The 24,278-nt window shown below is 66.7% G+C and carries 23 protein-coding genes; 12 read left to right on the forward strand and 11 right to left on the reverse strand.

Annotation, left to right across the window (positions count from 1 at the left end; genetic code table 11):
- On the forward strand, window positions 1-436 hold a 436-nt coding region (locus tag DJ69_RS07570; protein ID WP_144050399.1), incomplete at its 5' end, for a UDP binding domain-containing protein.
- A gap of 57 nt (window positions 437-493) precedes the next feature.
- On the forward strand, window positions 494-1,336 hold the full coding sequence (locus DJ69_RS07575) for a DUF7847 domain-containing protein (protein WP_099255066.1): 843 nt from the start codon (window positions 494-496) through the stop codon (window positions 1,334-1,336).
- 144 nt (window positions 1,337-1,480) lie between these two features.
- Here the strand turns inward: DJ69_RS07575 and DJ69_RS07580 are convergent, their stop codons facing one another.
- Window positions 1,481-2,830: an alkaline phosphatase family protein gene (locus DJ69_RS07580; RefSeq protein ID WP_099255067.1), complete on the reverse strand. Its 1,350-nt coding sequence runs from the start codon at window positions 2,828-2,830 to the stop codon at window positions 1,481-1,483.
- A 126-nt stretch (window positions 2,831-2,956) separates the two neighbouring features.
- Between DJ69_RS07580 and DJ69_RS07585 the strand changes: the two genes are divergently transcribed.
- Window positions 2,957-3,928 carry a phosphoadenosine phosphosulfate reductase family protein gene (locus tag DJ69_RS07585; RefSeq protein ID WP_099255068.1) on the forward strand — a complete coding sequence of 324 codons (972 nt, stop codon included), beginning with the start codon at window positions 2,957-2,959 and terminating at the stop codon, window positions 3,926-3,928.
- Window positions 3,929-3,991: 63 nt separating this feature from the next.
- Here the strand turns inward: DJ69_RS07585 and DJ69_RS07590 are convergent, their stop codons facing one another.
- Window positions 3,992-5,254 carry a saccharopine dehydrogenase family protein gene (locus tag DJ69_RS07590; RefSeq protein WP_099255069.1) on the reverse strand — a complete coding sequence of 421 codons (1,263 nt, stop codon included), beginning with the start codon at window positions 5,252-5,254 and terminating at the stop codon, window positions 3,992-3,994.
- Between the two features lie 132 nt (window positions 5,255-5,386).
- Here DJ69_RS07590 and DJ69_RS07595 point away from each other — a divergent pair, with 132 nt between their 5' ends.
- Complete coding sequence (locus DJ69_RS07595; RefSeq protein WP_099255070.1) at window positions 5,387-5,650, forward strand: hypothetical protein; 264 nt, start codon at window positions 5,387-5,389, stop codon at window positions 5,648-5,650.
- Entirely contained in the window at window positions 5,643-5,852 is a 210-nt protein-coding gene (locus DJ69_RS07600) for a hypothetical protein (RefSeq protein WP_099255071.1), read from the forward strand. Before DJ69_RS07595 ends, DJ69_RS07600 begins: the two co-directional genes overlap by 8 nt.
- Before the next feature lie 63 nt (window positions 5,853-5,915).
- Here the strand turns inward: DJ69_RS07600 and DJ69_RS07605 are convergent, their stop codons facing one another.
- A complete protein-coding gene (locus DJ69_RS07605; protein ID WP_099255072.1) occupies window positions 5,916-6,827 on the reverse strand; it encodes an NAD-dependent epimerase/dehydratase family protein in 912 nt (303 codons plus the stop codon).
- Between the two features lie 228 nt (window positions 6,828-7,055).
- Here DJ69_RS07605 and glmU point away from each other — a divergent pair, with 228 nt between their 5' ends.
- Window positions 7,056-8,264 carry a bifunctional sugar-1-phosphate nucleotidylyltransferase/acetyltransferase gene (glmU, locus tag DJ69_RS07610; protein ID WP_099255073.1) on the forward strand — a complete coding sequence of 403 codons (1,209 nt, stop codon included), beginning with the start codon at window positions 7,056-7,058 and terminating at the stop codon, window positions 8,262-8,264.
- A gap of 16 nt (window positions 8,265-8,280) precedes the next feature.
- Here the strand turns inward: glmU and DJ69_RS07615 are convergent, their stop codons facing one another.
- Window positions 8,281-10,524: a hypothetical protein gene (locus tag DJ69_RS07615; protein ID WP_180271749.1), complete on the reverse strand. Its 2,244-nt coding sequence runs from the start codon at window positions 10,522-10,524 to the stop codon at window positions 8,281-8,283.
- A 145-nt stretch (window positions 10,525-10,669) separates the two neighbouring features.
- Between DJ69_RS07615 and DJ69_RS07620 the strand changes: the two genes are divergently transcribed.
- On the forward strand, window positions 10,670-11,830 hold the full coding sequence (locus DJ69_RS07620) for a sensor histidine kinase (protein WP_180271750.1): 1,161 nt from the start codon (window positions 10,670-10,672) through the stop codon (window positions 11,828-11,830).
- On the opposite strand, the gene DJ69_RS07625 is transcribed toward DJ69_RS07620, so the two are convergent.
- From DJ69_RS07625 to DJ69_RS07635, 3 genes are read right to left on the reverse strand one after another with little or no spacing between them, the layout of a single operon-like run.
- Window positions 11,827-13,851: a glycosyltransferase family 2 protein gene (locus DJ69_RS07625; RefSeq protein ID WP_099255075.1), complete on the reverse strand. Its 2,025-nt coding sequence runs from the start codon at window positions 13,849-13,851 to the stop codon at window positions 11,827-11,829. The genes DJ69_RS07620 and DJ69_RS07625 overlap by 4 nt on opposite strands.
- Window positions 13,852-13,870: 19 nt before the next feature.
- On the reverse strand, window positions 13,871-15,082 hold the full coding sequence (locus tag DJ69_RS07630) for a HEAT repeat domain-containing protein (RefSeq protein WP_245851562.1): 1,212 nt from the start codon (window positions 15,080-15,082) through the stop codon (window positions 13,871-13,873).
- A 2-nt stretch (window positions 15,083-15,084) separates the two neighbouring features.
- Window positions 15,085-15,465, reverse strand: coding sequence for a response regulator transcription factor (locus tag DJ69_RS07635; protein WP_099255076.1), 381 nt, complete (start codon window positions 15,463-15,465; stop codon window positions 15,085-15,087).
- Between the two features lie 105 nt (window positions 15,466-15,570).
- Between DJ69_RS07635 and DJ69_RS07640 the strand changes: the two genes are divergently transcribed.
- Together DJ69_RS07640 and glmS are read left to right on the forward strand one after the other, a co-directional pair.
- Window positions 15,571-16,755 (forward strand): sugar phosphate nucleotidyltransferase, encoded by a 1,185-nt coding sequence (locus tag DJ69_RS07640; RefSeq protein WP_099255077.1) that lies wholly within the window; start codon window positions 15,571-15,573, stop codon window positions 16,753-16,755.
- Window positions 16,756-16,757: 2 nt separating this feature from the next.
- Window positions 16,758-18,623 (forward strand): glutamine--fructose-6-phosphate transaminase (isomerizing), encoded by a 1,866-nt coding sequence (gene glmS, locus DJ69_RS07645; protein ID WP_099255078.1) that lies wholly within the window; start codon window positions 16,758-16,760, stop codon window positions 18,621-18,623.
- A 246-nt stretch (window positions 18,624-18,869) separates the two neighbouring features.
- On the opposite strand, the gene DJ69_RS07650 is transcribed toward glmS, so the two are convergent.
- The 4 genes from DJ69_RS07650 to DJ69_RS07665 form a co-directional block, all read right to left on the reverse strand.
- The gene (locus DJ69_RS07650; RefSeq protein ID WP_099255079.1) at window positions 18,870-19,316 is read right to left on the reverse strand and encodes a type II toxin-antitoxin system VapC family toxin; all 447 of its coding nucleotides are present in this window, start codon (window positions 19,314-19,316) and stop codon (window positions 18,870-18,872) included.
- Window positions 19,313-19,588 (reverse strand): hypothetical protein, encoded by a 276-nt coding sequence (locus DJ69_RS07655; RefSeq protein ID WP_099255080.1) that lies wholly within the window; start codon window positions 19,586-19,588, stop codon window positions 19,313-19,315. The genes DJ69_RS07650 and DJ69_RS07655 overlap by 4 nt, the downstream gene beginning before the upstream one ends.
- A gap of 69 nt (window positions 19,589-19,657) precedes the next feature.
- Window positions 19,658-20,485, reverse strand: coding sequence for an SWIM zinc finger family protein (locus DJ69_RS07660; RefSeq protein ID WP_099255081.1), 828 nt, complete (start codon window positions 20,483-20,485; stop codon window positions 19,658-19,660).
- 504 nt (window positions 20,486-20,989) lie between these two features.
- Window positions 20,990-21,388 carry a type II toxin-antitoxin system death-on-curing family toxin gene (locus DJ69_RS07665; RefSeq protein WP_099255082.1) on the reverse strand — a complete coding sequence of 133 codons (399 nt, stop codon included), beginning with the start codon at window positions 21,386-21,388 and terminating at the stop codon, window positions 20,990-20,992.
- A 271-nt stretch (window positions 21,389-21,659) separates the two neighbouring features.
- Here DJ69_RS07665 and DJ69_RS07670 point away from each other — a divergent pair, with 271 nt between their 5' ends.
- The 3 genes from DJ69_RS07670 to DJ69_RS07680 are packed head-to-tail and all read left to right on the forward strand — an operon-like array spanning window position 21,660 to window position 23,282.
- Window positions 21,660-21,911 (forward strand): hypothetical protein, encoded by a 252-nt coding sequence (locus tag DJ69_RS07670; RefSeq protein WP_099255083.1) that lies wholly within the window; start codon window positions 21,660-21,662, stop codon window positions 21,909-21,911.
- 15 nt (window positions 21,912-21,926) lie between these two features.
- Window positions 21,927-22,196 carry a hypothetical protein gene (locus tag DJ69_RS07675; protein WP_099255084.1) on the forward strand — a complete coding sequence of 90 codons (270 nt, stop codon included), beginning with the start codon at window positions 21,927-21,929 and terminating at the stop codon, window positions 22,194-22,196.
- 27 nt (window positions 22,197-22,223) lie between these two features.
- Complete coding sequence (locus DJ69_RS07680; RefSeq protein WP_099255085.1) at window positions 22,224-23,282, forward strand: hypothetical protein; 1,059 nt, start codon at window positions 22,224-22,226, stop codon at window positions 23,280-23,282.
- Window positions 23,283-24,278: the final 996 nt, after the last annotated feature.

Raw genomic sequence — 24,278 nt, forward strand, 5'->3', positions numbered from 1 at the left:
GCCCGCGCTCCTCGACGCCGCGGTCGCGGTGAACGACGGCCAACCGGAGCGCATGCTCGAACTGCTCGACTCGCACGTCGACGTCGCCGGCGATCGCGTCGCGGTCCTCGGGCTCGCGTTCAAGCCCGGAACCGACGACATCCGGAACTCGCGCGCGATCCCGATCATCGAGGGGCTTCGAGAGCGGGGCGCCGAGGTCGTCGGCTACGATCCCGTCGCGACCGAGAACATGCGCGAGCGGTTCCCCGACGTGGCGTACGCGGACGCGGCCCCCGACGCACTCGACGGGGCGAGCGCGGCGCTCGTCGTCACCGACTGGGACGAGTTCGCGGCGCTCGACGACGCGTTCGACGCGATGGCGGAGCCGGTCGTGATCGACGGCCGCCGGGTGATCGAGCGCCGCGAGGGGCTCACCTACGAGGGGCTCACCTGGTAGGCGGTTTTCTCTATTTCTGTCATCTGGATTTATATACCCCGAGAGAGACGTTCGGCTATGGCAGCCCTCCAATCCCTCCGCCCGGCAGTCAGTGGCATCGTTCGCAACCCGATACTCGTACTCGTCACGGCGGTGTACGGGCTCTTTCAGCTCCCGAATCTGCTCGTTGAGTCGACCAGGCCGGTGCTCGCGGCGGCGATTTCGCTCGTCACGTTCGGCGTGATGATCGTCGTCCTGCCCTTTTACCAAGGCGGGCTGCTCGGCATGGCCGACGAGGCGACCGCGGGGAAGACGCGTCTCGGGACGCTGATCGCGGTCGGGAAGGCGAACTACGTCCCGCTGCTCTTGGGCTACTTCGCCCTGCTCGCGGTGAACATGGTGTTCGGGTTCGTCGCGTTCATGGGCGTGCTCATCGTGGTCATCGGCGGGTCGGTCGCCGGGATGGGCGGTGACGGCGCCGCGGCCGTCGACGCGCCGGCCGCCGGCTTCGACCCGACGCTACTGATTCTCGTCGGCATCGTCGCGGTCGGACTGGTTCTGGCGTACCTCCTCGTCACCTTCTTCCTCCAGTTTTACGCCCACGCCGTCGTCCTCGACGACACCGAACTCGTCGACGGGTTCCGCCGCAGCGCGGGGCTCGTCCGATCGAACCTCCTCAGCACGCTCGGCTACACGCTTCTGCTCACGATCGGCGGCCTGCTAGTGGGAGTGTTGGCCGCGGCCGGGTCGATCGTCTTCGGTCCCCAGCAGCCCCCCGGCTCCCCGTTCGCGGACCTCATCGCGATCGAGCCGACCCCGGCGATCGTCGCCGCGGTCGCGATCGGCTACGTCCTCTTGACCGGGATCGCCGGGGCGTTCTACGCGACGTACTCGGTCGCGTTCTACCGGAATATTAGCTGAATGGAGCGGGACCGCGGCGGACTACGGGGTCGAGGTCGATCCCGGGTCGAGGTCGATCCCTGGTCGAGGTCGATCCCTGGTCGAGTGAGATCGACGTTTAAAAAACCTGTTTTAAATAGTGAATCGGCGACGCGGGACGGCGGACTACGCGTTCAGGAGGCTTGCGCCGTCGAACTCGTCCTCGTCGTGATCGACGCCCAGTAGATCGAGGATCGTCGGCGTCACGTCGAAGAGGTTCGAGCCCGCGACGTCGAGGTCGGCGTCGGTCGAGTACAGGAGCGAGTTCTCGAACTTGTGCATGCCGTTGCGCGGCCCCTCGGTGAAGACGGCCTCCTTCCCGGAGAAGCCGGACTTCAGGTCGAAGCCGTCGGCGGGGATGACGACGAGGTCGGGCGCGATCTCGTCGTGGTCGCCGTCGAAGACGGTCTCGCCTTTCACGATCCGCCTGCACACCTGCCGGCCGTCCGGGCCGGTGAGCGATTCGAGGTCCGCGATGAGCTCCTCACGCGTCTGCTCGTACTCGGACTCGGGGACGACGCCCTCCGGCTCGCGGCCCTCCAGGTTGAGGTAGAAGCGGCCGGGGATGAGCGAGTACGCCCGAGTCTCGTCGTCGATATCGGTGAGCGAGTCGTGGTCGTCGCCGTCGTACGAGAGCCATCCCTCGTCGGCGAGGAACTGGTTGCAGTTCACCTCCCACTTCAGTTCGGTGAACCCGTGGTCGGAGGCGACGATCAGCGTCGTGTCGTCGTCGAGTCCGTCGCGGATCTCGCCGATGTACGCGTCGAGGCTCCGGTAGAAGTCGAGGAACTCGGCTTTGTACTCCCCGTCGTTCGCGTAGTCGCCGAACAGGAAGTGGTTCACCCGGTCGGTGCTCATGAAGACGCCGAAGAAGAGGTCCCAGTCGTCCTCCGCGAGGTAGTGGGTGAACACGTCGTAGCGGGCGTCGAGCGTCGCGTGCGCGTTCTCGACGAACTCGGTCTTGTCGTCGTCGTGGCCGAGCTTCGCGTTCACGTCGATTTTGTAGTCGCGGTCCTCGAGGACCTGCCGGACCGCGTCGTCGCTCGCGGCGGCGTCGAGCGAGGGCGAGAGGAACCCGGACACCTGCCGCTGGATCCGGCTCGACGGCGGGAACGTGACGGGGACGTTGAGCACGGTGGCGTCGCGGCCGTCGTCGGTGATGCGGTCCCACAGCCGCGTCGCCGACACGTGTTTCCCCATCGGGACGTACGTCTCGTACGAGCCGATATCGCGGTCTTGAAAGCCGTAGACGCCCGTCTCGCCGGGGTTCACGCCGGTCGTGAGGCTCGGCCAACACGCGCTCGACTCGGGCGGCACGATGCTCTCCAACCGCCCCGCCGAGCCCGACTCGGCGATGTCGGTCAGGTTCTCGAAGACGTCGGGGTGATCCTGCACGAGGTCGTACGGTACGCCGTCGATGCCGAGGAAGACCACGCGCTCGTCGTCGCCGCCGCGCAGCCGATCGAACAAGCCCATGGACGAGAGGTGACCTCGAGTCGACAAATCCCTTGTGTTCTGGCGAGTGCCGCCGCTATCCGGGTGTCTTGGCAAGCCGAACCGATTCAGAAGGCCTATTCCCTTCCGCGGAGACATATCCGGCGTATGACCGACGACTTCCCGGCGAGCGTCGACGTCGACTACGCCGACGGCGAGGGCGAGGATCCGGCGGACTACCCGTCGCTGCAACACAAGATCGAGAAGGCGATCGAGGTCACGCGGCGGGGGCTCGAGGAGTACGACAACCCGGCCGTGATGTGGACCGGCGGGAAGGACTCCACGCTGACGCTGTACTTCATCAACCAGGTGGCCGAGAAGTTCGGCTACGAGAAGCCGACCGCGGTGTTCATCGACCACTTCCAGCACTTCGACGACATCACCGACTTCGTCGAGCGGTGGGCCGACGAGTGGGACATCGAACTGGTGTACGCCCGCAACGAGGACGTCGGCGCGTACGTCGAGGAACACGGCCTCGAGCCCGGCGACGACATCCCGGTCGCCGAGCTGAACGAACAGAACCAGCACCACATCCGCGACATCCTCGAGTTCGAGGAGGACACGTTCCCGTTCCTCTTGGACACCTACGTCGGGAACCACCTCCTGAAGACGGTCGCGCTCAACAACGCCCTCGAAGCCCACGACATCGACGGCGTGATCTCGGGCGTTCGCTGGGACGAGCAGGAGGCGCGCGCCGACGAGACGTTCTTCTCGCCGCGGCACGACCCCGACCTGTTCCCGCCGCACGACCGCATCCAGCCCATCCTGCAGTTCGCGGAGGCCGACGTGTGGGACGCCTTCTGGAACTACGTCGTCCCCGACACCGTCGAGGCGTTCCCCGACGAGGGGTACGTCCCGCAGGCCGACGACGACCTGCCCGAGGGCGTCACGCAGGAGGACATCCCGATCTCGCCGAAGTACTTCGCCGGGTTCCGCTCGCTCGGCAGCGAGGTCAGCACCGAGAAGACGACCGAGGAGCCCGCGTGGCTCCAGAACCTCGAAGATACGACCGAGCGCGCCGGCCGTGCCCAGGACAAGGAGGACCTGATGGAGCGCCTGCGCGACCTCGGCTACATGTAATTCGTCGGCGACCGAGTTCGCCGATCGAGTCGCTTTCTGCGCTCGTCCCGCCCGCCGGTCGGCTCAGTCACGGCCCGCGTCGCTCGCGGACGCGGTGAAGCCGACCTCGCGGAGCCGATCCGCGAGCGGCAGCCCGATCCCCGACGCGGGCGTCAACACGCCGCCGTCGAGCGGTGAGTCGACGTCGCCGGTCGCCAGACAGACGGCCGACTCGCCGAGCATCCGCGCCGTCGCGCCGTAGCCCGGGTCGCGGTCGGCACCGAATTCGGCCTCGACGGTGGACGGCCCGTCCGCGGCCACCCCCTGCCCGAGCACGCGGATCAGGAAGTGCCCGGCGTCGGCCTCTTCCCTCGTCGGTCCCTCGCCCGGGTCCGGGAAGGCGTACCGACGGATCGCCGAGCGCAGCGGCGCGACGGACATGGCGGCCGTAAACGCGCCGAGCCCGGCGGCGACGAGGCCGGCCGTGGCCGCCCCGGCGACTCCGTTCCCGGTCGGCACGACCTCCGTGCAGCGGAACTCGCGACCCCACGGGTACGCGAGCAGCGCGTTGCTGCGGCGCACCACCCGTTCGTTCACCGCCGCCATCGGCGAGGGGGCGGTCCACGCCGAGCGCAGGGCGTCTCTCCGCGGGCGGCGCTGCTCGCCGGGGTCGACGCCGCTCCGCTCGCCGGGCGGGGCCAGCGAGTACGGGTTCCGGAGGGCTTGACGAGCCAGCGGGTCGGTGTCGGCCGCCTCGAACAGCTCGCCGAAGCTCGCCATCGTCCCCCCGCTGACGCTCCCGCTCCCGCCTTCGAGGTAGATCCGAACCGTCTGACAGGGCGCGCCGAACGTCTCCGCGGCGAACGACTGCGCGAGCAGCGTGCCGAGGTCCGCGGGCACGGAGTCGAACCCGCAGCTGTGGACGATCCGGGCGTCGGCGTCGACTGCCGCGTCGTGGAAGCGGTCGATGATCTCGCGGACCCAGTTCACCTCGCCGGTGAGGTCGCAGTAGTCGGTGCCGGTCTCGACGCAGGCCTCGACCAATGGCGTCCCGTACGTCGTGTACGGACCGACCGTCGTGCAGACGACCCGCGTGTCGCGGGCGATCGCGCGGAGGCTCTCTGGGTCGGTCGCGTCGCCTACGACGACGGGCACGTCGTCCCACGCGTCGCTGCGGGCGGTGAGGTCGGTGGCGAGCGCGTCGAGCCGTTCTCGGTTTCGCCCGCCGACGGCGATCGAGAGGTCGTCCGGGGCGTACCGCTCGGTGAGGTACTCGGCCACGAAGCGCCCGGCGACGCCCGTCGCGCCCCACACCACGATGTCGTGTGTCCGGTCGGCGTTCGGCATTCGTGACCGTGTAAGAGCTGACCGCGTAAACCGGCGGGGGTACGCATCGTCGCACCCCGGATACCGCCGAAGCCGACACAATAAGTCCTTGTGACGCGCTACCTCTTTACACTGGCAGCCGCAACGGATCGTATGGCCGTAGGAACCCGTCTGTCGTTACAGCTCGCCGACTTTGGCACCCGATCGCTCGTCACCCACGCCCTCATGGCGGCGGGATTCGTCGGAGCGGTCGTCACAGGACTGTTCGTCGAGGGACAGATCGGCACCGTCTCGATGGCGGCGTTCATCAACTTCACCGCCGGGCTGTGGATCTGTCAGTCGATCCACTCGCTCGGGAACGCCGCCACCGAAGACGAGTACCAGGGAGTCCTCAAGGAGATTCTCGATCGTGTCTAGCGAAGCCGGGATCGACGCCGGCCGCTTCGGACGAACGCTCGTGCTCATCGGCTTTGTCACGACCGTCTTCCTGTTTCTCATCGCCGAGCGCCTCTCCGGCGACACGTTCCGGATCGGCGCTATCGCGATCGGGACGGTGGCGCTGATCACCGCGATCACCGGGTTCCTCATCGCGGCCGGTAGCGCGGTCGAGGGGCATTAGCTCGGTCGCGACCCGCGACGCGCCCGTCTCGACGGAGGCAGTTCTCGCCCGCTCGCGTCGCCGCTACCGGTACGGCTCGCACACCATCTCGACGCCCTCCTCGAAGCTGATCTCGGGGGCCCAGCCGGTGGCCTCGTGGAAGGCGGAGTAGTCGGCCATCGTGTCGTGGACGTAGCCGTCGAAGGGGCACTCGACGTACTCCGGCTCGATGTCGGTGCCGAGCGCGTCGTTGATCAGCGCGACCATCTCGTTGAACGTGTACGCCTCCTCGGTGCCGACGTTGTAGACGCCCGTGAGCTCGTGGTCGGCGGCGAGTTCGCAGGCACGGGCCACGTCCGAGACGTGCGTGAAGTCGCGCGTCTGGCTCCCGTCGCCGAACAGCTTGGGCGCCTCGCCGTGAGCGATGGCGTCCGCGAACTGCGCGACCGTGTTCGCGTACTCACCCTTATGCTCCTCGTTGCCGCCGAACCCCTGATACACCGAGAAGAAGCGGAGCCCGGCCATCGCCATCTCGTGGTGGTTGGCGTAGTACTCGGCGTAGCGCTCGCGCGCGAGCTTGGAGGCCTCGTAGGCGGTGTGGGCCTCCACGTCCATATCCACGGGCGACGGCTCGGTGCGACTCCCGTAGATCGAGGAGGTGGAGGCGTAGACGACCGTCTCGCACCCCTCTCGGCGGGCGCGCTCGACCGTGTTGACGAACCCCTCGACGTTGACGCGACAGCCGCGCTGAGGGTTCTCCTCGTGCATGTTCCGCGAGGAGAGCGCGGCGAGGTGGAAGACGACGTCGACGTCGGCGGGGAAGTCGTCGTCGAGCACGGAGGCCTCGACGAACTCGACCTCGTCGGCGAGGTTCTCGGGCGTGCCGAGGTAGGTGTCGTCGACCGCGATCACGTCGTTGTCGGCCGCGAGACGGTTCGCCAGGTTCGAGCCGATGAACCCCGCGCCGCCCGTCACGAGGACGCGCTTGTCGTGCATGGGCGTGTGTGGCCACGGCGGCGGGATTATCGTGTCGGTTTCGGCGGTGATCGACCGCCCCATACGGCGACGGCGGGGCGTCTAGGTCGACGCAGTCGTGGATGTGGCCGTCGCGTCGACGCAGGTGTCCCGAGGTCCGGTCGTTGGACACGGCGAGCGCCGCGCCGCCTCGCCGGGCGAGGGCGCCGACCACAGCCGATAAACCCCGTCCCGCCGTCGGCTCCGAGCATGTACGGAGTCGTGCTCGCGGCCGGCCGCGGGACCCGCATGCGACCGCTGACGGACCGTTGCCCGAAACCGCTCCTGCCGGTCGGCGACCGATCGCTGCTCGAACAGGTGTTCGACACCGCCGCCGACGTCGTCGACGAGTTCGTCGTCGTAACCGGCTACCGCGGCGAGGAGATCCGCGACGCGCTCGGCGAGTCGTACCGCGATCGACCGATCCACTACGTCGAGCAGGCGGAGGCGCTGGGGACGGCCCACGCCATCGCGCAGGCCGAGCCCGTCGTCGACGACGACTTCCTCGTGCTCAACGGCGACGTGGTCGTGGACGCGTCGCTCCCCCGGGCGCTCGCCGACGCGGAGGGGACTGCGGTCGCGGCGACGGAGGTCGCCGACCCGCGGGCGTACGGCGTGCTGTCGACCGCCGACGACGGGTCGCTCGCGGGGATCGTCGAGAAGCCCGACGACCCGCCGACGACCCTCGCGAACGTCGGGTGCTACGCGTTCGAGCCGGCGGTGTTCGAGTACATCGACCGGACCCCGGAGAGCGAGCGCGGCGAGTACGAGATCACGACGACGATCGAGCTCCTGCTCGACGACGGCCATCGGATCGACGTGGCGCCCTACGAGGGGACGTGGCTCGACGTCGGCCGCCCGTGGGAGCTGTTGGAGGCCAACGAGCTGGCGCTCGCGGCGTTGGACGAGGGGGTCGAAACCGCCGGCACCGTCGAAGAGGATGTTCACCTCCACGGAGCGGTCGTCGTCGAGGACGGGGCCCGAGTGCGCTCCGGGGCGTACGTCGAGGGCCCCGCGCTGATCCGCGATGGCGCCGACGTGGGGCCGAACGCCTATATCCGTGGGCCGACCGTGGTGGGGCCGGACGCCCACGTTGGCCACTCGGTCGAGGTGAAGAACTCGGTGCTGATGGCCGACGCGTCGGTCGGACACCTCTCGTACGTCGGCGACTCGGTGTTAGGCGCCGGCGTCAACTTCGGCGCCGGGACGAACGTCGCGAACCTGCGGCACGACGGCGAGAACGTGCGACTCACGGTGAAAGGCGACCGCGTCGACACCGGCCGCCGGAAGCTCGGCGCGATCGTCGGCGACGGCGCGAAGACCGGGATCAACACCTCGTTGAACGCGGGCGTCAAACTGGGCGCCGGCGAGACGACCGGCCTCGGCGAGTCCGTCACCCGCGATCGGCTGTCGGAGTAGGTCGGCGTCGACCGCGTCACTCTCGGTTCGCGTAGCGCCCGAACGCGTCGCCGACGATCCGGCCCGACTCTTTGAGCCGCTCCGTGTATCCCGGCTGGTCCCACGTCGGTGGCGCGAACTGGAGGGGCCGGAGTCGACTCCCCTCAACGCCGGGTATCGCGTGCGTGAAGTTGGTCTCGGCGTCGAGTTGGGCCGCCGTCCCCCCTGCGTCGTCGGGGGCGTACGAGGCCGCGGCGACGCCGATCGCCTCGAACGTCTCGTACGCGTCGATCCCCTCCGTCCAGAAGTCGCCCAGCCGCCGCCGGCGGCTCGGGTCGGCGACGTTGAGCAGTTGCCACGGGAGCCGGAGCTCGATCGCGTCGGTCGACGGCGAGACGTGAACGTCGGCGAGCGAGTCGAACTCGGGCGACTCCGGGTTGCCGTTGCCGTAGCGGAGCCGGCCGGTCTCCACCGACTCGAACGGGACGCGTTCGCCCGTCTCCGGGACGGTGTAGCCGCGGTTGATGACCATCCGGAGCGGCGTGAACGCGCCCGGTTCCGGGTCGCGATAGGCGTCGAGATCGAGTCCGGCCCCGGCTCCGTACTCGTACGCGAACGCGTCGTAGCGGGGGAAGACGGTGACGCGGGAGGCCTCGGGACCCCCGAGCCGCACGACGAAGTCCGCCGGCGCGCTCGCGTCGACGCCGTACGGGAGGACCCTGTCGTCGGGGTCCGTGAGGCCGAGCGCGAGGAGGTAGTTCGTCTCCGACCAGTCGACGCCCCCGTCGAGATCGGCGAGTTCGACCCTGATCGAGAGGGAGGCGGCGTCGCTCGTGACGCGGAGCCCCGTCAGCTCGCGGCTCGCGTCCGCGCCGTCACCGATCCGGACGGGGTCGCGCTCGGGGGTCGCGGCGGTCGCGTCCGCCCACGCCTCGGGCGACCCGTCGAGGGGGACGGCGCCCGCCGGGTCGAAGGAGAGCAGCCCGAACCGCTGTTCGGGCGTCTGGACGTTCGACCAGTACGGCCGGCGGTTCGGGTCCGAGAAGGGTGCGAGGTTCCAGGTGCGCTTGAACCACTCGTCGTGCCAGCTGAAGACGATCCCCCCGGCGGTGTCCGCCTCGCGGATGTCCGCGTACATCGCGGCGAGGATCTCTCCCTGCTCGGTCTCGGTGTGGCGACCCTGATCGCGGCCGTGGACGTCTCGCTGGGCGATCCCGCGCGAGGAGGGGATGCCGAACTCCGCGACGAGGAGCGGGTGGTCGGTCACGCCCACGAGGTCGTTCAGGTACCCGGCGTAGCTGTTCGGTTCGCCGCGGTGGTCGACGTACTCGGCGTACGCCGGCGTCTCGTTCAACAGCGGCGGGTAGTACGGGTAGACGTGGTACGCCGCGAACGTCCCGGCGTCGTACGCGTCGGTCGCGGCGATCGCGTCGGGGTCGACGGAGACCGAGTCCTCGTCGACGAACGGCTCGTAGGGGTGATCGAGCGGGTCGGTGGTCACCCAGTTGGTGAACGCGGCCGGGCGCTGGGCGCCGTACTCGCGCGCCTCGTACGCGACCGCGTCGTCGAGGCGGGCCGCGAGCCACGCTTCGAACGGCGGGGCGTCCGGCGCGGTGAGGTACTCGCCGTCGTGGCCGGTCGCGTCGGTCGCGCGGTTCGTCTCTCGGACCACCGCCGGGGGCCACTCGATGCCGGCGACGTACCCGAGGACGGCGTCGCTCACGTCCGCGTCGTACGTCCCGCTCGCGTAGCCGGGCTCGGGTTCGATCGTCGTCGCGCCGTGGACGGCGTCGACGACCTGTCGCATCGAGCGGTCGAAGGCGTCCGACAGCGATGAGGCGTCGCCGGCCTCGCGGAGGGTCTCCTCGCCGATCCAGTTGCCGTGGAGGACGTAGATGGGCTCCGCGTGCGACCGGTTGTACGCCGCGAGCGCCCGGTAGAACCCGGGCGGGTGGACGGTGTACACGCGGACGACGTTGACGTTCAGCTCGCCCATCATCCCGAGCCAGCGGTCGTACTCGGCGCGGGTGATCGCCGCCTCGCCCGGGAAGCGCCCGGGTTTGGCCATCCCGAGGTTCACCCCGCGGACCGAGAGCGGGTCGAAGCCGCCGCCGTCGACGGCGACCTCGAACCCGTCGTCGCGCACCCGGAAGCGGCGGGACGGGGCGTCGCCCGTGTCCCGTCGCCCGTTCCCGGTCGTGTCGCCCCCGCGGAAGCCGCAGCCGGCGGTGCCGACCGCTCCGGCGACGCCCACGCGGCCCAGGAATCGGCGTCTGCGCACACCGGACAGTGCGGGCAGAGACGGATAACCCTACCTCAACGATCGCCCCGTCAATTCGATCTCGCCGTCGGGGCGCTGTCCGGGTCGAAATGGCGGTTTTATCAGCCGCCCGTGCGAACGAGGGATAATCGCTGGCCCTCCATCTATGTCATCCGAAACGGCCCGCCCCGATCCGTTCAAGAGTCTGCTACAGCTGACCGCGACCGATCTCTCGGCCGAGGAACGGCTCCGCCGAGCGATCGACATCGGACGTGAGTACCTCGGCGTCGACAACGGCGTGCTCTCGTATACCGGCGAGGGGCGCTACGAGGTGGTCGAGACGAACATCACGAGCGGTCCGTACGCGCGGGAAGGCGTCGTCGACCTCGACGGGACGTGGTGTCGTCACGTCGTGAACACGGGGGAGACGCTCGCCTTCGCGGACGCGACCGAGACCGAGTACCGCGACGACATCGCGCTCGACACGACGGGGCTCACCTGCTACATCGGCGCGGAGGTGGCAATCGACGGCGAGACGTACGGGACGCTGTGTTTCTCGGACGAGCAGCCGCGTGACGACCCGATCACCGACGCCGAGCGAGACTTCATCACGGTGCTTGCGGAGTGGGTGAGCGCGGAGCTCGAACGCCAGAAACACTACGCCGAGCTCCGCGAGCAGAACGACCGGCTCGACGAGTTCGCCGGGATCGTCGCCCACGACCTCCGGAACCCGCTCTCGGGTGCGATCGGCTTCACCGAACTCGCACAGGAGGAGGTCTCCGGACAGGTCGCGGAGTTCCTCGGCCGCGTCCGAAGCTCGCTGGACCGGATGGAGTCGATGATCGCGGAGTGTCTGATCCTCGCGAAGGAGGGATCCGACGTGGGCGAGCGAAGGCCGGTCGCGCTCGAACCGCTCGTCCGGCAGGCGTGGGACACCGTCCAGACGCGGAACGCCACGCTGACCGTCGACATCGAGCCGGAGACGACCGTCGTCGCCGACGAGATGCGCCTCCAGCGGCTCCTCGAGAACCTGTTCCGCAACAGCGTCGAGCACGGCGGCCCGAGCGTCTCGGTGACCGTGACCGGTGACGAACACGGCTTCGCCGTCGCGGACGACGGACCGGGGCTCCCGCCCGCGGTCGAGAGCGCGCTCGGCGAGGCCGACACGGAGAACGTGAAGTCGTTCGGGCTCGGGCTACTGGTCGTCCTGCGGGTCGTCTCCGGTCACGGCTGGAACCTCTCGGTCACGAGCTCGGCGGACGGAACCCGGTTCGAGGTGACCGACGTCAACACCGCCGAACCGGTCCATCAGGCGTTAGGCGACTAAGCGGGGCGTCCCGACGAGGGTCCGCCGCCGTCGACCGCCTCGGTCAGCCACACGAAGCCGGCGTCTCCCGCCCCGTCTTCGAACTCCCGCGTCCAGACGAACCCCCCGTCACCGGCGCCGACGGAGGGGTCGGTCGTCCAGACGAACCCGCCGTCGCCGAGCCCCTGGGAGAAGTCCCCGGTCGAGACGAGCCGGAGCGCGCCGTCGGCGGCGGGCGCGAGCACGAACCCGCCGTCTCCCGCGCCGTCCGCGGGGTCGGTCGTCCAGACGAACCCGCCGTCACCCACGCCCTCGGCGAACGTCCGCGTCCAGACGAATCCGCCGTCCCCGACGCCGACGGTCGAGTCGGTGACCGAGACGAACCGTCCCGGCGTCCCGTCGCCGGCGATGCGGTCGAGCCACCGAACGCCGTCGGTGTCGGCCGCTTCGACGAGCCAGTCGATCCACACGAAGCCGCCGTGATCCGCGGTCTCGTCGGTTTCGGTCTCGTCGGTTTCGGTCTCGTCGGTCGCGGCCGACGCGTCGGGTGCCGGCGGCGCGCTCTCCGCTGTCGTGGCTGTCGCTGCGGTCGCCGCCGTCGCCGCAGTCGCTGTCGCGTCCGAATCCGACCCGAAGCCCCGCCGCTCCATCACGCCCCACGACTGGTCGCCGCGCAGGTACTCGATCAGCCCGTGCCACGCGATGATCGTCTTCCACTGGCGGTAGCCGAAGTTCTCTAACACGCCGTACCAGAGGAGGCGGAGCACGTCCCACGGCGACTCGTACCGGTTGTAGCTCCACACCTCGCTGAACACCCCGAACCACGAGAGGAAGACTCCGACGCCGACGGTCAACAGCAGGAACGTCAGGAAGAAGCTGATGTCCAGGATCCCGAGGTACCAGGCGACCGGCAACAACACGTAGCCGAACCCCTCGATGAGGGGGCCGAGCGCCTCAGCGGCGGTGAAAAATGGGAGGATGACGGTCCCGATCCGACCGTACGCCCGGCGGAAGAACATCCGCCGGCTCGTGACGATCGTCTCCATCATCCCGCGGTACCACCGCCGTCGCTGGCGGCCGAGGGTCCGCAGGTTGTCCGGGACCTCGGTCCACGCGACGGGCTCTGGGATGAACTCGACGCTGTAGTCGATATCCTCGTCCGAGAGGTACTCGTGCAGCCGGACGACCACGTCGAAGTCCTCGGTGATCGTGTCGTGTCGGTAGCCGCCGATCTCGCGGACGCGATCGGTCCGGAACACGCCGAAGGCGCCGGAGATGAGGATCAGCCCCTTGAGGCGGTTGAAGCCGAGCCGCCCCGAGTAGAACGCCCGGAGGTACTCCATGACCTGCACGCCGGGGAGCCCGGTCTTTGGGAGATTGATCTCCTGGACCTCGCCGTCCTCGACCACGCAGTCGTTCGCGACGCGGATGGTGCCGCCGCTGGCGACCGCGCGCTCCGGCTCCTCGAGGAACGGCTTGACGACCTGCAACAGCGCGTTGCGGTCGAGGACGGTGTCGGCGTCGACGGCGCAGAACAGCCGCTGATCCGTGAGCCAGATCCCGGCGTTGAGCGCGTCGCTTTTCCCCCCGTTCTCCTTGTCGACGACGAGCAGGTCCTCGTGGCTCCGCGAGCGGTACACGGCGCGGATCGGCTCCGACGGCACGTCGTAGGGGACCTCGGCGTCTATCGGTTCGAGGTCGTACGCCTCGCGGAGGCGCTCGACGGTGGCGTCCGTCGACCCGTCGTTGACCACCACGATCTCTTGGTCGGGGTAGTTGAGCGAGAGCATCGACTGGACGCTCTCGACGATCGTCGCCGCCTCGTTGTACGCCGGCACGACCATCGCGACGCCCGGATAGAAGGGGCTGTCGAACGGGCGGAACGAGGGCGTCCACGCCGAGTCGCGGACGTTGTCGCGGAGCTCGAACAGCGCGAAGACGTGGATCAGCAGGTAGCCGACGTTGATCAGCAGATAGTACGTGACGATCAGCGCGCCCGACCCGACGACAAGCGTCGTGCCGATCGATTCGAGCGTCGTCACGCGAAGCCCCCCCGCCGGGTCATCGGCGCGCTCCCTCCGGCTGTCGCCTGGAGATGTCGCGAGCCACGCCGTCGAACCGGGCGTGTTCGCTCGTCCACCGCCACGCCACGTCGAACGGGTCGGCGGGCCCGTCCGCGTCGCGGCGCGCGGAAACGCGATCGTTCGGGCCTCGGTGCGGGAACAGCGCCTCGGCCAGCGCCACCCGAGCGCGGTCGTCGGGCTCCGACGCGGCCGCGGTGCGCAGCGCGGTGACCGCCTCGGCGTCGCCCCACGCCCCGAGCGTTCGGTAGGCGCTCGCCCGCACCGACGGCACGGGCTCGTCGGCGGCCGGGTCGATCCCGATGTCGTCGCGGAGCCCGCGGTTCCAGCCGTACGCGTCGAGCGCGCGCCACGCCGCCGCTCGGACGCGGGGCTCCGGGGCAGACAGCGCGCCGATCACCCACGAGAGGTCGGCTCCCCCGACGACCGTGTGGAGGTGCCGCGTCACGAGGAGCACCTGCTGTTGGAGCGCGGGCTCCCACGTCTCGAAGTCGGCCGCGGCCCGATCGAACAGCGGCGCGGGATCGCTCTCGCTGACGCGGTACAGCGTGTCGATCCCGAACACCGAGAACGACCGCGGCTCGGCCTCCAACAGCAGGTCGATTCCGGTCGTCGCGAGGTCGGGTACCTCCGCCGCGTAGAGGACGCGGGCGGCGGCCGCGCGCTCGCGGGGCGTCCCGCGACAGTGCGTTTCGAGCAGCGAGCGGTCCGGCGCGTCGCGCAGCAGCGCGAGCCAGACGAGCGCGTGGATCCGGTCCCAGTAGTCGCCGTCGGCGACCTCGCGTCGGGCCCGCTCGTCGATGCCGAGCGCGACGCCGAGGCCGGCCAAGCGGTCGGCGTCGCGCCCGTCGAGCTCGCGGAGGTACACGTCGAGCAGCGACTCGAGCTCGTCGCGCTCCGCGGCCGACAGTTCGCCGACCCACTCGGACCAACCCGGCTCGTCGCGGCCGTAGAGCCGGTCGAGCAGTTCGGGGCGGAGATCCGCGCGGATCGGCCTTCGGCGCCGGCGGCGGCGGGCCGCGCGCAGCGAGTAGCCGACGGTCACGATCACCACCGCGACGAGCAGCGATCCCAGCACGACGACCGCGATCGCGAGCGCTGCCGGCGGGACGGCGACCGTCTGGAGGGGGGCCGCTCGGAGGGTGAGCAGGGGGAGTTCGCCGCCCGACGCCGACAACGGGTCCGGAACCACGGTTAGCTCCCGATCAGTCGCTCGATCCGGACGAGGAGTTCGTTCGGGCTGAACGGCTTCGTGAGATACTCGTTCGCGCCGGATTCGAGCCCTTCGAGCACGTCAGACTCCTGTCCGCGCGAGGTGAGCATGACGATCGGAACGTCGGGGTCGACCGCGAGCTCGCCGCGGCGCACGGTGCGAAGCAGTTGGGTGCCCTTCAGTCGCGGCATCATCACGTCGAGGATGACGATGTCCGGGTCAACGCCGGGGTCGTTCAGCGCCGCTCTCCCCTCCTCGCCGTCGTGGCACGCGGTGACCTCGAACCCCGCGTTCGACAGCTTATACTGGAGGATCGACCGGATCGTCTCGTCGTCGTCGGCGATGACGGCCGCTTTCGTCACGGTAACCGTTCAACTCAGATCTACTTTATATTGTCTGTCCGTCGCTCGGTTGCGGGCCGTCGGGGGCACGTGCGATTTAACATCGGGGCGGGCGACGGATGGCGTATGGCTGATGAGTCAGGAACGGCGGTCATCCTCGCCGCAGGCGAGGGGCGTCGCTTGGAGCCGCTGACGAACCGGCGGCCGAAGCCGATGGTACCCGTCGCGAACCGCCCGCTGCTCGAACACGTGATCGAGGCCGTGGCCGCGGCGGGGATCGACCGCATCGTCCTCGTCGTCGGGTATAAACAGGAGCGCATCCGGAACCACTTCCGCGACGGCGACGACTGGGGCGTGACGATCGAGTACGTCGAGCAGTCGACGCAGCTCGGCACCGGCCACGCCGTCCTGCAGGCCGAGTCGGCCGTCGACGGCCCCTTCGTGGTGCTCAACGGCGACCGCATCGTCGACGCCGAGGCCGTCTCCGCCGTGCGCGACCGCCTCCGCGACGGCGACGCGCCGCTGGTGACCGTGACCGCCGTGGAGTCGCCGCGCGACTACGGCGTCGCCCGGATCGACGGCGACCGCGTCACGGAGATCGACGAAAAGCCCGAGGGCGCGGTGGACACCAACCGCATCAACGCCGGCGTCTACGGCTTCTCGCCGGCGATCTTCGACGCGATCCGATCGACGAACACGCCCGGAGAGCTCGCCATCACGGCGACGCTGAACGAGTTGGCCGAGCGGGGCGCGGTCACCGGCGTGAGCTACGACGGCCGGTGGCTCGACGTGTCGAACCTCTGGGACGTGCTCACGGTCAACGCGGCGCTGATCCACGACAGCGACCACGCCCGCGACGCCCCCGCGGCGGGACGGCGGGTCGGTGAGCGCGTGACGATCGCCGACGACGTGGTGCTCGCCGGGAACGTCCGCGTCGGGCCCAACGCCACGCTGAGCGGGGCGACGGCGATCGCCAGCAACGTCACGGTGGCGGCCAACGCGGTCGTCGAGAACAGCGTGGTCCTCCCCGACGCCGTCATCGGGCCGGGGGCGGTCGTGCGGGACGCCGTTGTCGCCGGAAACGCGCGGATCGGGCCGAACGCGACGGTCGTCGGCGGCGCCTCGACGGTCGTCGTCGGCGACGCGGTTCACCGCGACGTGACGCTCGGCGGCGTCGTGGGCGACAACGCGACGATCGGCGGCGGGGCGACGCTCACCGACGGCGCCGTGGTCGGCGACGACGTGCGGGCCGACGCCGGCGTCGTGATCGACGGGCGCGTCGAGTCAGGTGCCGTCGTCAGGAGGGGGTAATCATGTGTGGGATCATCGGCTACATCGGCGAGATACACGCAGGCGACGGCGGCGCCGCGAGCGACCGGGCGGCGGACGCGCCCGGCAGCGTCGGCGAGATCGTCCACCGCGGGCTCAAGAACCTGGAGTACCGCGGCTACGACTCCGCGGGCGTCGCGCTCGCGGGGCCGACGAGCGGGCTCACCGTGGCGAAGCGGTCGGGCGAGGTCGACGCGCTGTCGGTGCCGGACGTACCCGACGCGACGCTCGGCGTCGGCCACACGCGCTGGAGCACGCACGGCCCGCCGACGGACGCGAACGCGCACCCGCACACGGACTGCGCCGGCGACGTGGCCGTCGTCCACAACGGGATCGTCGAGAACTACGAGGCGCTCAAAGCGGAGCTGTCCGACCACGAGTTCACCAGCGACACCGACACCGAGGTCATCCCGCACCTGATCGAGGAGGCGTTGGCCGCTGATGATGGCGACGACGACCTGCTCGCCGCGGTCCACCGCGTCGAGGACCGGTTGGAGGGGAGCTACGCGATCTGCGCGGTCCGCGAGGGCGACGACCGGATCGTCGTCGCGCGCCGCGGGAGCCCGATCGTGTTGGGCCGCGGCGAGGACGCCTCGTTCGTCGCCAGCGACGTGACGGCGTTCCTGGAACACACCCGCGACGTGACCTACCTGGAAGACGGCGACGTGGCAGCGCTCTCGCCGGACGGCGTGGAGATCTTCGCCGACGGCGAACCCGTCGAGCGTACGATCGAGACGGTGACGTGGGAGGCCGACGCGGCCGAGAAGGGCGGCTACGAACACTACATGCGAAAGGAGATCCACGAACAGCCGAGCGCGCTCCGACAGACGCTCGCCGGGCGGCTGGACGTCGACGGCGGCGACGTCGACCTCGACGTGTCGTTCCCGCCGGGCTTTCTCGCGGACTTAGAGGAGATCCGGATCGTCGCCTGCGGCACCTCCTACTACGCGGGGCGATACGCCGCGCAGCTGTTCGAGGAACTCGCCGGCGTGCGTGCGACCGTCGAAATTGCCAGCGAGTACGAGTTCGGCGCGGGCCGCACGCCCGACCGGACGCTCGTGGTGGCCGTCACCCAGAGCGGCGAGACCGCCGACACGCTCGGCGCGATCCGGCGCGCGAACGCCGCGGGTGCGCGGACGTTCGCCGTGACGAACACCCTGGGGAGCACGGTGACGCGCGAAGTGGACGGGACGGCGTTCATCAGGGCCGGCCCGGAGATCGGCGTGGCGGCGACGAAGACGTTCGCCTCGCAGGTGGCGACGCTCGCGATGCTCGCGGTGGCCGTGGGACGCGATCGCGGGGCGCTCTCGGCCGCCGACGCGCGGTCGGTACTGAAGGATCTACAGGGGCTCCCCGGCGCCGTCCAACAGGTGCTCGACGAGGAGAACCAGGTCCGGGAGGCCGCCCGCGAGTACCAAGACAGCGAGGCGTTCTTCTTCGTCGGGCGCGCGCTGGGCGTGCCCGTCGCGTTAGAGGGCGCACTGAAGCTCAAGGAGATCTCGTACGACCACGCCGAGGGGTTCGCGGCCGGCGAGCTGAAACACGGTCCGTTGGCGCTAGTGACGCCCGACACGCCCGTGTTGGCGGTGTTAACGGAGGGTGCGCGCGCCGACGAGACGATGAACAACGTCACCGAGGCGCAGACCCGCGGGGCGCCGGCGCTGGGCTGTGTGTCAGCGGGCGAGGAGTACGACACGCTCGACGTGTCGTTCGACGTGCCCGACGTGGGCATCGTCGAGCCGCTGGCAGCGAACGTCTACCTGCAGCTGTTCGCGTACCACGTGGCGAACGAGAAAGGGCGGGCGATCGACAAGCCGCGGAATCTGGCGAAGAGCGTGACGGTGGAGTAGGACCGCATTCTTGTCAGGTCGCAGGTCGAGAACACGCGGACGAAACCCACTCACGATGGTGCGGCGAGGGTGTACGAGTACCACAAAACCGCCGCCCCCACACCGTCCGATATCGTGAGGATACCCCTCGTTTCGTCTGTTCCTGGTTCGTCGTCGAAGCCACAACAGACAGCAACTCGTCTTTCGTCCGTTATCTGCCAGTCGCCTCTCGGGGACGATCTGTGTGGTGAACGTCGGGCAAAGATGTCACCCTCGATTGCTGAGGACTGTCTTGGGCGTGAGACGGTCGATGATACCGTCAAAATCGTCGTCGAAGCTCAACACACGGTCGATATCGTTGTGTTCTACGTGTGCCACCGTCATCGCGTCGGTGAAACTGAGTTGGTGTTCGGTGTATCTCCGATGTACTGTGACAGCGCGCTCGAACAGTGACCGCGACGTGTGGAGAAGATCGATAGCGGAAGGATATCCGTCTCCACGAATGCGTCGTCCGACTTCGAGTGCGGCGTCGATATCCCCGGTTCGGCGATGCGTGAGCGTGACTACCTCGTCATAGATGTAGTCGCTCGTCATCACGTGGCCATATTTTGTCGAGGTGAGGACATCGTTCAGTGCCTCAAATCCCACGTCATGGCGACTGGCGTCCGTGTCGTGGTGTGCGTAGAACACGCCAGTGTCGACGAAGACACTCATCCGTACAGAATCTCGTCGATATCGTCTTCGTCCGTCTCGACACCCGAGGCGATCTGCCCTTGATTGAACCGTTCGATCTCTTCTTCAGTCAACTTCGGAGTACCATCGCGAAACGAATCGACGAACTCGGAGCGGGAGTCAACGACCGTGTCGATCAACTCCGACAGGAGTTCTTGTTGTGTTACCTTCTTGCCGGTTTTTAGCCGAATTTCCGCCTGAATCTCTTCGAGTTTCGATTTTGCCTCATCGTCCATTTTCACGGCCGTCGACATGTGCGATGGTTACGTCTCTAACGTAGTCAACCTTTCCACTAATTCAACTATCTATCTGGTCAAATGTATTCACAAACGACCATCGAATTCCGCTGTCAGTTCCTCTTGCAGTTCGGTCGCTGCCCGCTCGAACTGATCGGCAAGAAATGGCGTCCCCGACTCCATCCGCTCTTCGAGGAAGGTGACATCATCTGTAGCTCTGTCGGCCTCTCGGTCTGCGGTCGCGGCGCACTCGACGTAGCCGTCGAGCGCTCGGGCAAACGCCTGTGAGAAGTGGTCGTACGCGCCGTCGACGCGCTCCATGTTGTCGTCGAGCGACTCGACGAGCGCCCGGTAAACCACGGCCGCCGCCGCGTCCTGACCCTGGTCGCGGTACTCTGCCGCGAGGTTGAACCACTCCGAGAAGTCGATCGGCTCGAAGACGACGTAGTACTCGGGGTTCGTCTCCTCGAACCGCCGGTCGATAGCGGCGCGCAACTCGTCGACCGACCGGCTTGAGGACTCACCGAAGCGGGCGAAAAACTGCTCGCGGAGCGCGGCGTCGGTCGCCACCACGTCGCGGAGAAACACCTGGAGATCGTCGCCGTCCGCGGCGTCAAGCGCGGCGTCGAGGCGGTCACCTTCGTCCGGCGGGACATCGTCGAGACACCGAAGCAGCACGGCGACGACGTGCTTGCACGCACCCGGCCCATCGTACGGACACTCACACCAGGGATCGAACTCGTCGGCCGCGAGGTCAACGTGGACGTCGTACTGGCGGCTGCCCACCACGACGGCGGTTACGGTGTCGTCGACGCGGTGGATCTCGGAGATGCGACTCTCAGCGAGGTAGCCCTCGCCGCGCTCGAACACCGCGTCCGTGCAGACCTCTCGAACCGCGTCTGCGGTCACGCTCATGGTCAAGAGTGTGTTCCGTCGCTATCGAGAAAAATCTCCGCTCGGATCAACCGAAGTCGACGATGACAACGCCGTGTCATTCGTCTTTCGGCGAGCGACTGTTTCGCCCACACCAAGCGAATGTTTCTTCCAGTAGCTATTATGATCGAGATAATATAGTAGAATCTGGAACTCTTTGTGTGGCCAGCTAGAGGAGAGCAGTTCTATCAACCGATTTTCGGAGGATTACTGAAAATATGTGTAGATACTTCTGGAGATCACTATATTATCGCGTGCATAATGATTGGGCGTGGAGGGGCCTGATCACTCGTCTTCGAGTGCTGCGTAGATCTCTGTGTGGCGGCGTCCGTCGACTTCTCCCATGTCCAGAGGATCTCGCGGCGTTCGGCATCGCTCTCAGCCGCCTGATACCGCTCGCACAGCTGTCGGACCTCGGTGTCGACCGATGTCGAAGGATCGGTGCTGGACGCCATTACTCTACTGAAGGATACTCAGTGTGTCCGTTTATGAGTTGCGCCGGCCGCAGGCTCGGAAGTAGATGATTGCTGTGTCTGTATCGACTGCAGCTTCATCCGTTGCGAAGCGGCGCGCGAGATTCCGAAGTACATCACCGTAGTCGAACGTATACTCGTTCAGCATATAGAAAACGACCACCGTTCGAAGCGCTGTTCGCTTGTTTCCGTCGACGAAGGGATGTTCTGCAACGAGCAGTCGCATCAGATGGACCGCTTTGCCATGGATCGTTTCTGGCACCTCCCCAAAGAATCCCTCCGAGACATACTGCAACGCGAAGGAAATCGCGTCTTCTGATCGAACTCCCGGTTCCGTAGTATCGCCGTCTGTCACGATTTGTTCGTGGATATCCAGGAGCTCGACAGAGGGATACGCGAGATCGCCAGTCACGCATCCGACATTCTCACGCCGGCGGTTAACCGTTTCTTACCCATCGAGATTGGGGACCATCGTTCACAGCTTGGGATAGTCTCGGAATTTGTGAGCCAAATATGACGGCAAACACGAGAGCGATATTCCACAGAAAGCATTTATGATCATCTCCATAAAGAGTTGACATGATCGCTCAAGCGTTGGTCGAAAAGCCACACATTCGGTGAAACGGTCCGTGCGACCGCCCTTTCGGGGCCGTAGCGGGCTGTACTCTGGTGTGTGGATATCCATGAACGACGACGAACACCTCCGTCGAGAACTACGTAGCGCTCGCGAAGAACTCGTCCGCAAACGCGCACGGCAGTCGGACGGCGTCCCATCCGCGGAAAGTCGTCTACCGCTGATGCCGGAGCGGGATGAGGCGTTCCTGCGTCTCGCTCTGATGAGCGTCGAAGACCTCGAAACGCACATCGATCGACTCGAACGCGATCTCGCCGACTTGGAAGACGGTATCGACCGGCCGGACGTAGAACTCGAATGAGCGCGTCGAACACACATGAACCTCACTGAAAACACGATTTACCGACACGACGAATTCGGGGAGGTACTGGTGCTCGGTGTCCACCACATCTTCGAAACGTACGATCTGGACTCAGGAGACGGTCGTCTCCGATCGAGGGTCGTCCGCTACACTGCGGACTGGGACGATTACGGTCCGATACCCTCGAGTGTCCGTACCACGCCAGTCGATGACTTTCAGACAGTCGTCGGCAACGCCGTCCGAACGTGGGAGAGTGTTGAGTGGTCAACGAACGATGATACCTGACCTTTCACACCAATCTCCTACTAACCGATGAAAGTCTATCCGAAGATCCCACGATACGATCACCCTGTCGTCCCGGAGTCGTTCTTTGATGCCGAGGACTTGGTGGTCCCCGAGAAGTTCGACGGGAGCTCGTTCCTCTTCACGCTCTATGACGAGCGTCACGCGTCATCGTATCCCGATCCCGTCGTGAACGCTGCCGACGGAGACGGGAGTCTCGTTTTCGGAACGCGGCGTTCGATCAGGGGATCTCATCGCGACGATCTCGAGGACATTGACGGGGCACTCCACCGGGCTGTCCGGTGTCTCCGTGACGGGATCGACGCGGACGCTATCCGCCGAGCCCACGACGACCACGGTGGTCCGCTCATCGTGTACGAAGAGAATTTGGTGTACTCGACGCTAGACTACGGATACACCGAACACGATCTCCCTGCTCTCGTCGGCTTCGATATCCTTCCGTATGCGGCTATTGACTCGATGACGCTATCGGGTAGTCCGTACGCAGAGACTTTCGAGGGATTTCTCTCGACTGAGGCGGCTTGGGGCGTCTTCGACCGGATCCGATTCGAGAACGTGTCGCCTGATCGCGCGTTCGTCCCCGCAACGATCATCGCCAAGCCGACCGAGTTTGATCCAGAGACCTACACCGTTCCACAGTCGTCTCTTGCCGGCGATATCCATGCGGAAGGCGTCGTCGCCCGTAGCGACAGCCAAGACCGCCGCGTGAAAGTGGTCCGCAACGCGTTCGAGGAGTTGAATCGCGAACAGTTCGGTCAAGACCCGGATGACGCAGAGACGGGTGCCGAACGGCTCGTCGCGATGTACTGTACATCCGCCCGGATCCGCAAGACGGTTCGCTCGCTGGTTATCGAAGAGGGTCACGAGTTCGGACTCCATCTTGTGGAAGATCTGTATCCCCGCGTCGTCGAAGACATTTGGGCCGAACACTGGTCCGAAATCATGCGACTTGAGTTCGAGTTCACGCCTGCGGATGTCTATCCGCTTGTCGCCAAGCGGTGTGTCACAGAACTCCGAAAAATGGAGACGAACGCCGATCTGAACGACGCCGACCCGACAACAATTTGACAACACCTCTCGTAAACTGCTCCAGATTAAGCCCTGAGGCATTCGCCTCGAACTGCCTGTCGATATCTAACCTCTCGTGTGAGACACGCCCGATATGTCCGTCTCACTCACGGTGTCTTGATTATTGAGGTTGGCGACAAGATGTATTAAACTGTTCCGAGACTCAGATCTTTCTGATGAGGTTGTCGGACAGCGCTACGGCGCGTTTGAAAATGACAAGCTACTGGCCCCGATGGGTTGTAACGGGCTCCAAACTCACAGCCGCCCATGAAGACGATCCTGAGTTTACGAAGGACGCTCGAATGGTAGTCGCCGTTGCCGGTTCGAACGTTTTTTGACTGTAAAAAAAACGGCCTGAGGTGTTTCTATGGATTCTCCCATCTCTTTGGTGATAGCTATCTACCGCAGCATCGGCAGCAGTAAATCCCTCTACCTTGTGTCGCCAGCGGCAGTTCCGTGTCAAATCGCCGGACGGGGTGGTAACAGCAGCACCAGTTACCGACTGAGATAGTAGTTGTCGTTAGCATAGTGAGTGCGCCGGGGGCTGTGAGAAAGACAGGAGGGACCCAACGAACAGTAGGATCGAAACGAGTTGTTCCCCAAAATGAATCAGTATAGCCACCGGCGGCTGAAGCGTACTGAGAAACCAACGTTTCGGAGTAGATCTGGACTGGCGACGGCCACCAGCAGTCTCCCCGAGCATACTGACCCGACTGGCTCGCCCTGAGACTCGGTAGTACGGGGCCGAAGTTGTCGTGCGCTCATCTGAACTGCCGGTCCCACGCAGACACCCTTGTTCTGCGACGACGCCTATGGGTCTCCATCCATGATGTGACTTGGATCGATACGACCGGGACCGATGGTACGCTCTTCTCGAGATCAGATCAGCAAATAGGTGTATCGGGCAGGGATGCGACCTACTGAGCATCCACTCGATCGTCTTGATTGAGACCCGGTGTGCGGTCGCATTCCCCATTGCGCTCTTCTGTAGGAGAT

The sequence above is a fragment of the Halorubrum persicum genome (assembly GCF_002727125.1).
GTDB lineage: Archaea > Halobacteriota > Halobacteria > Halobacteriales > Haloferacaceae > Halorubrum > Halorubrum persicum.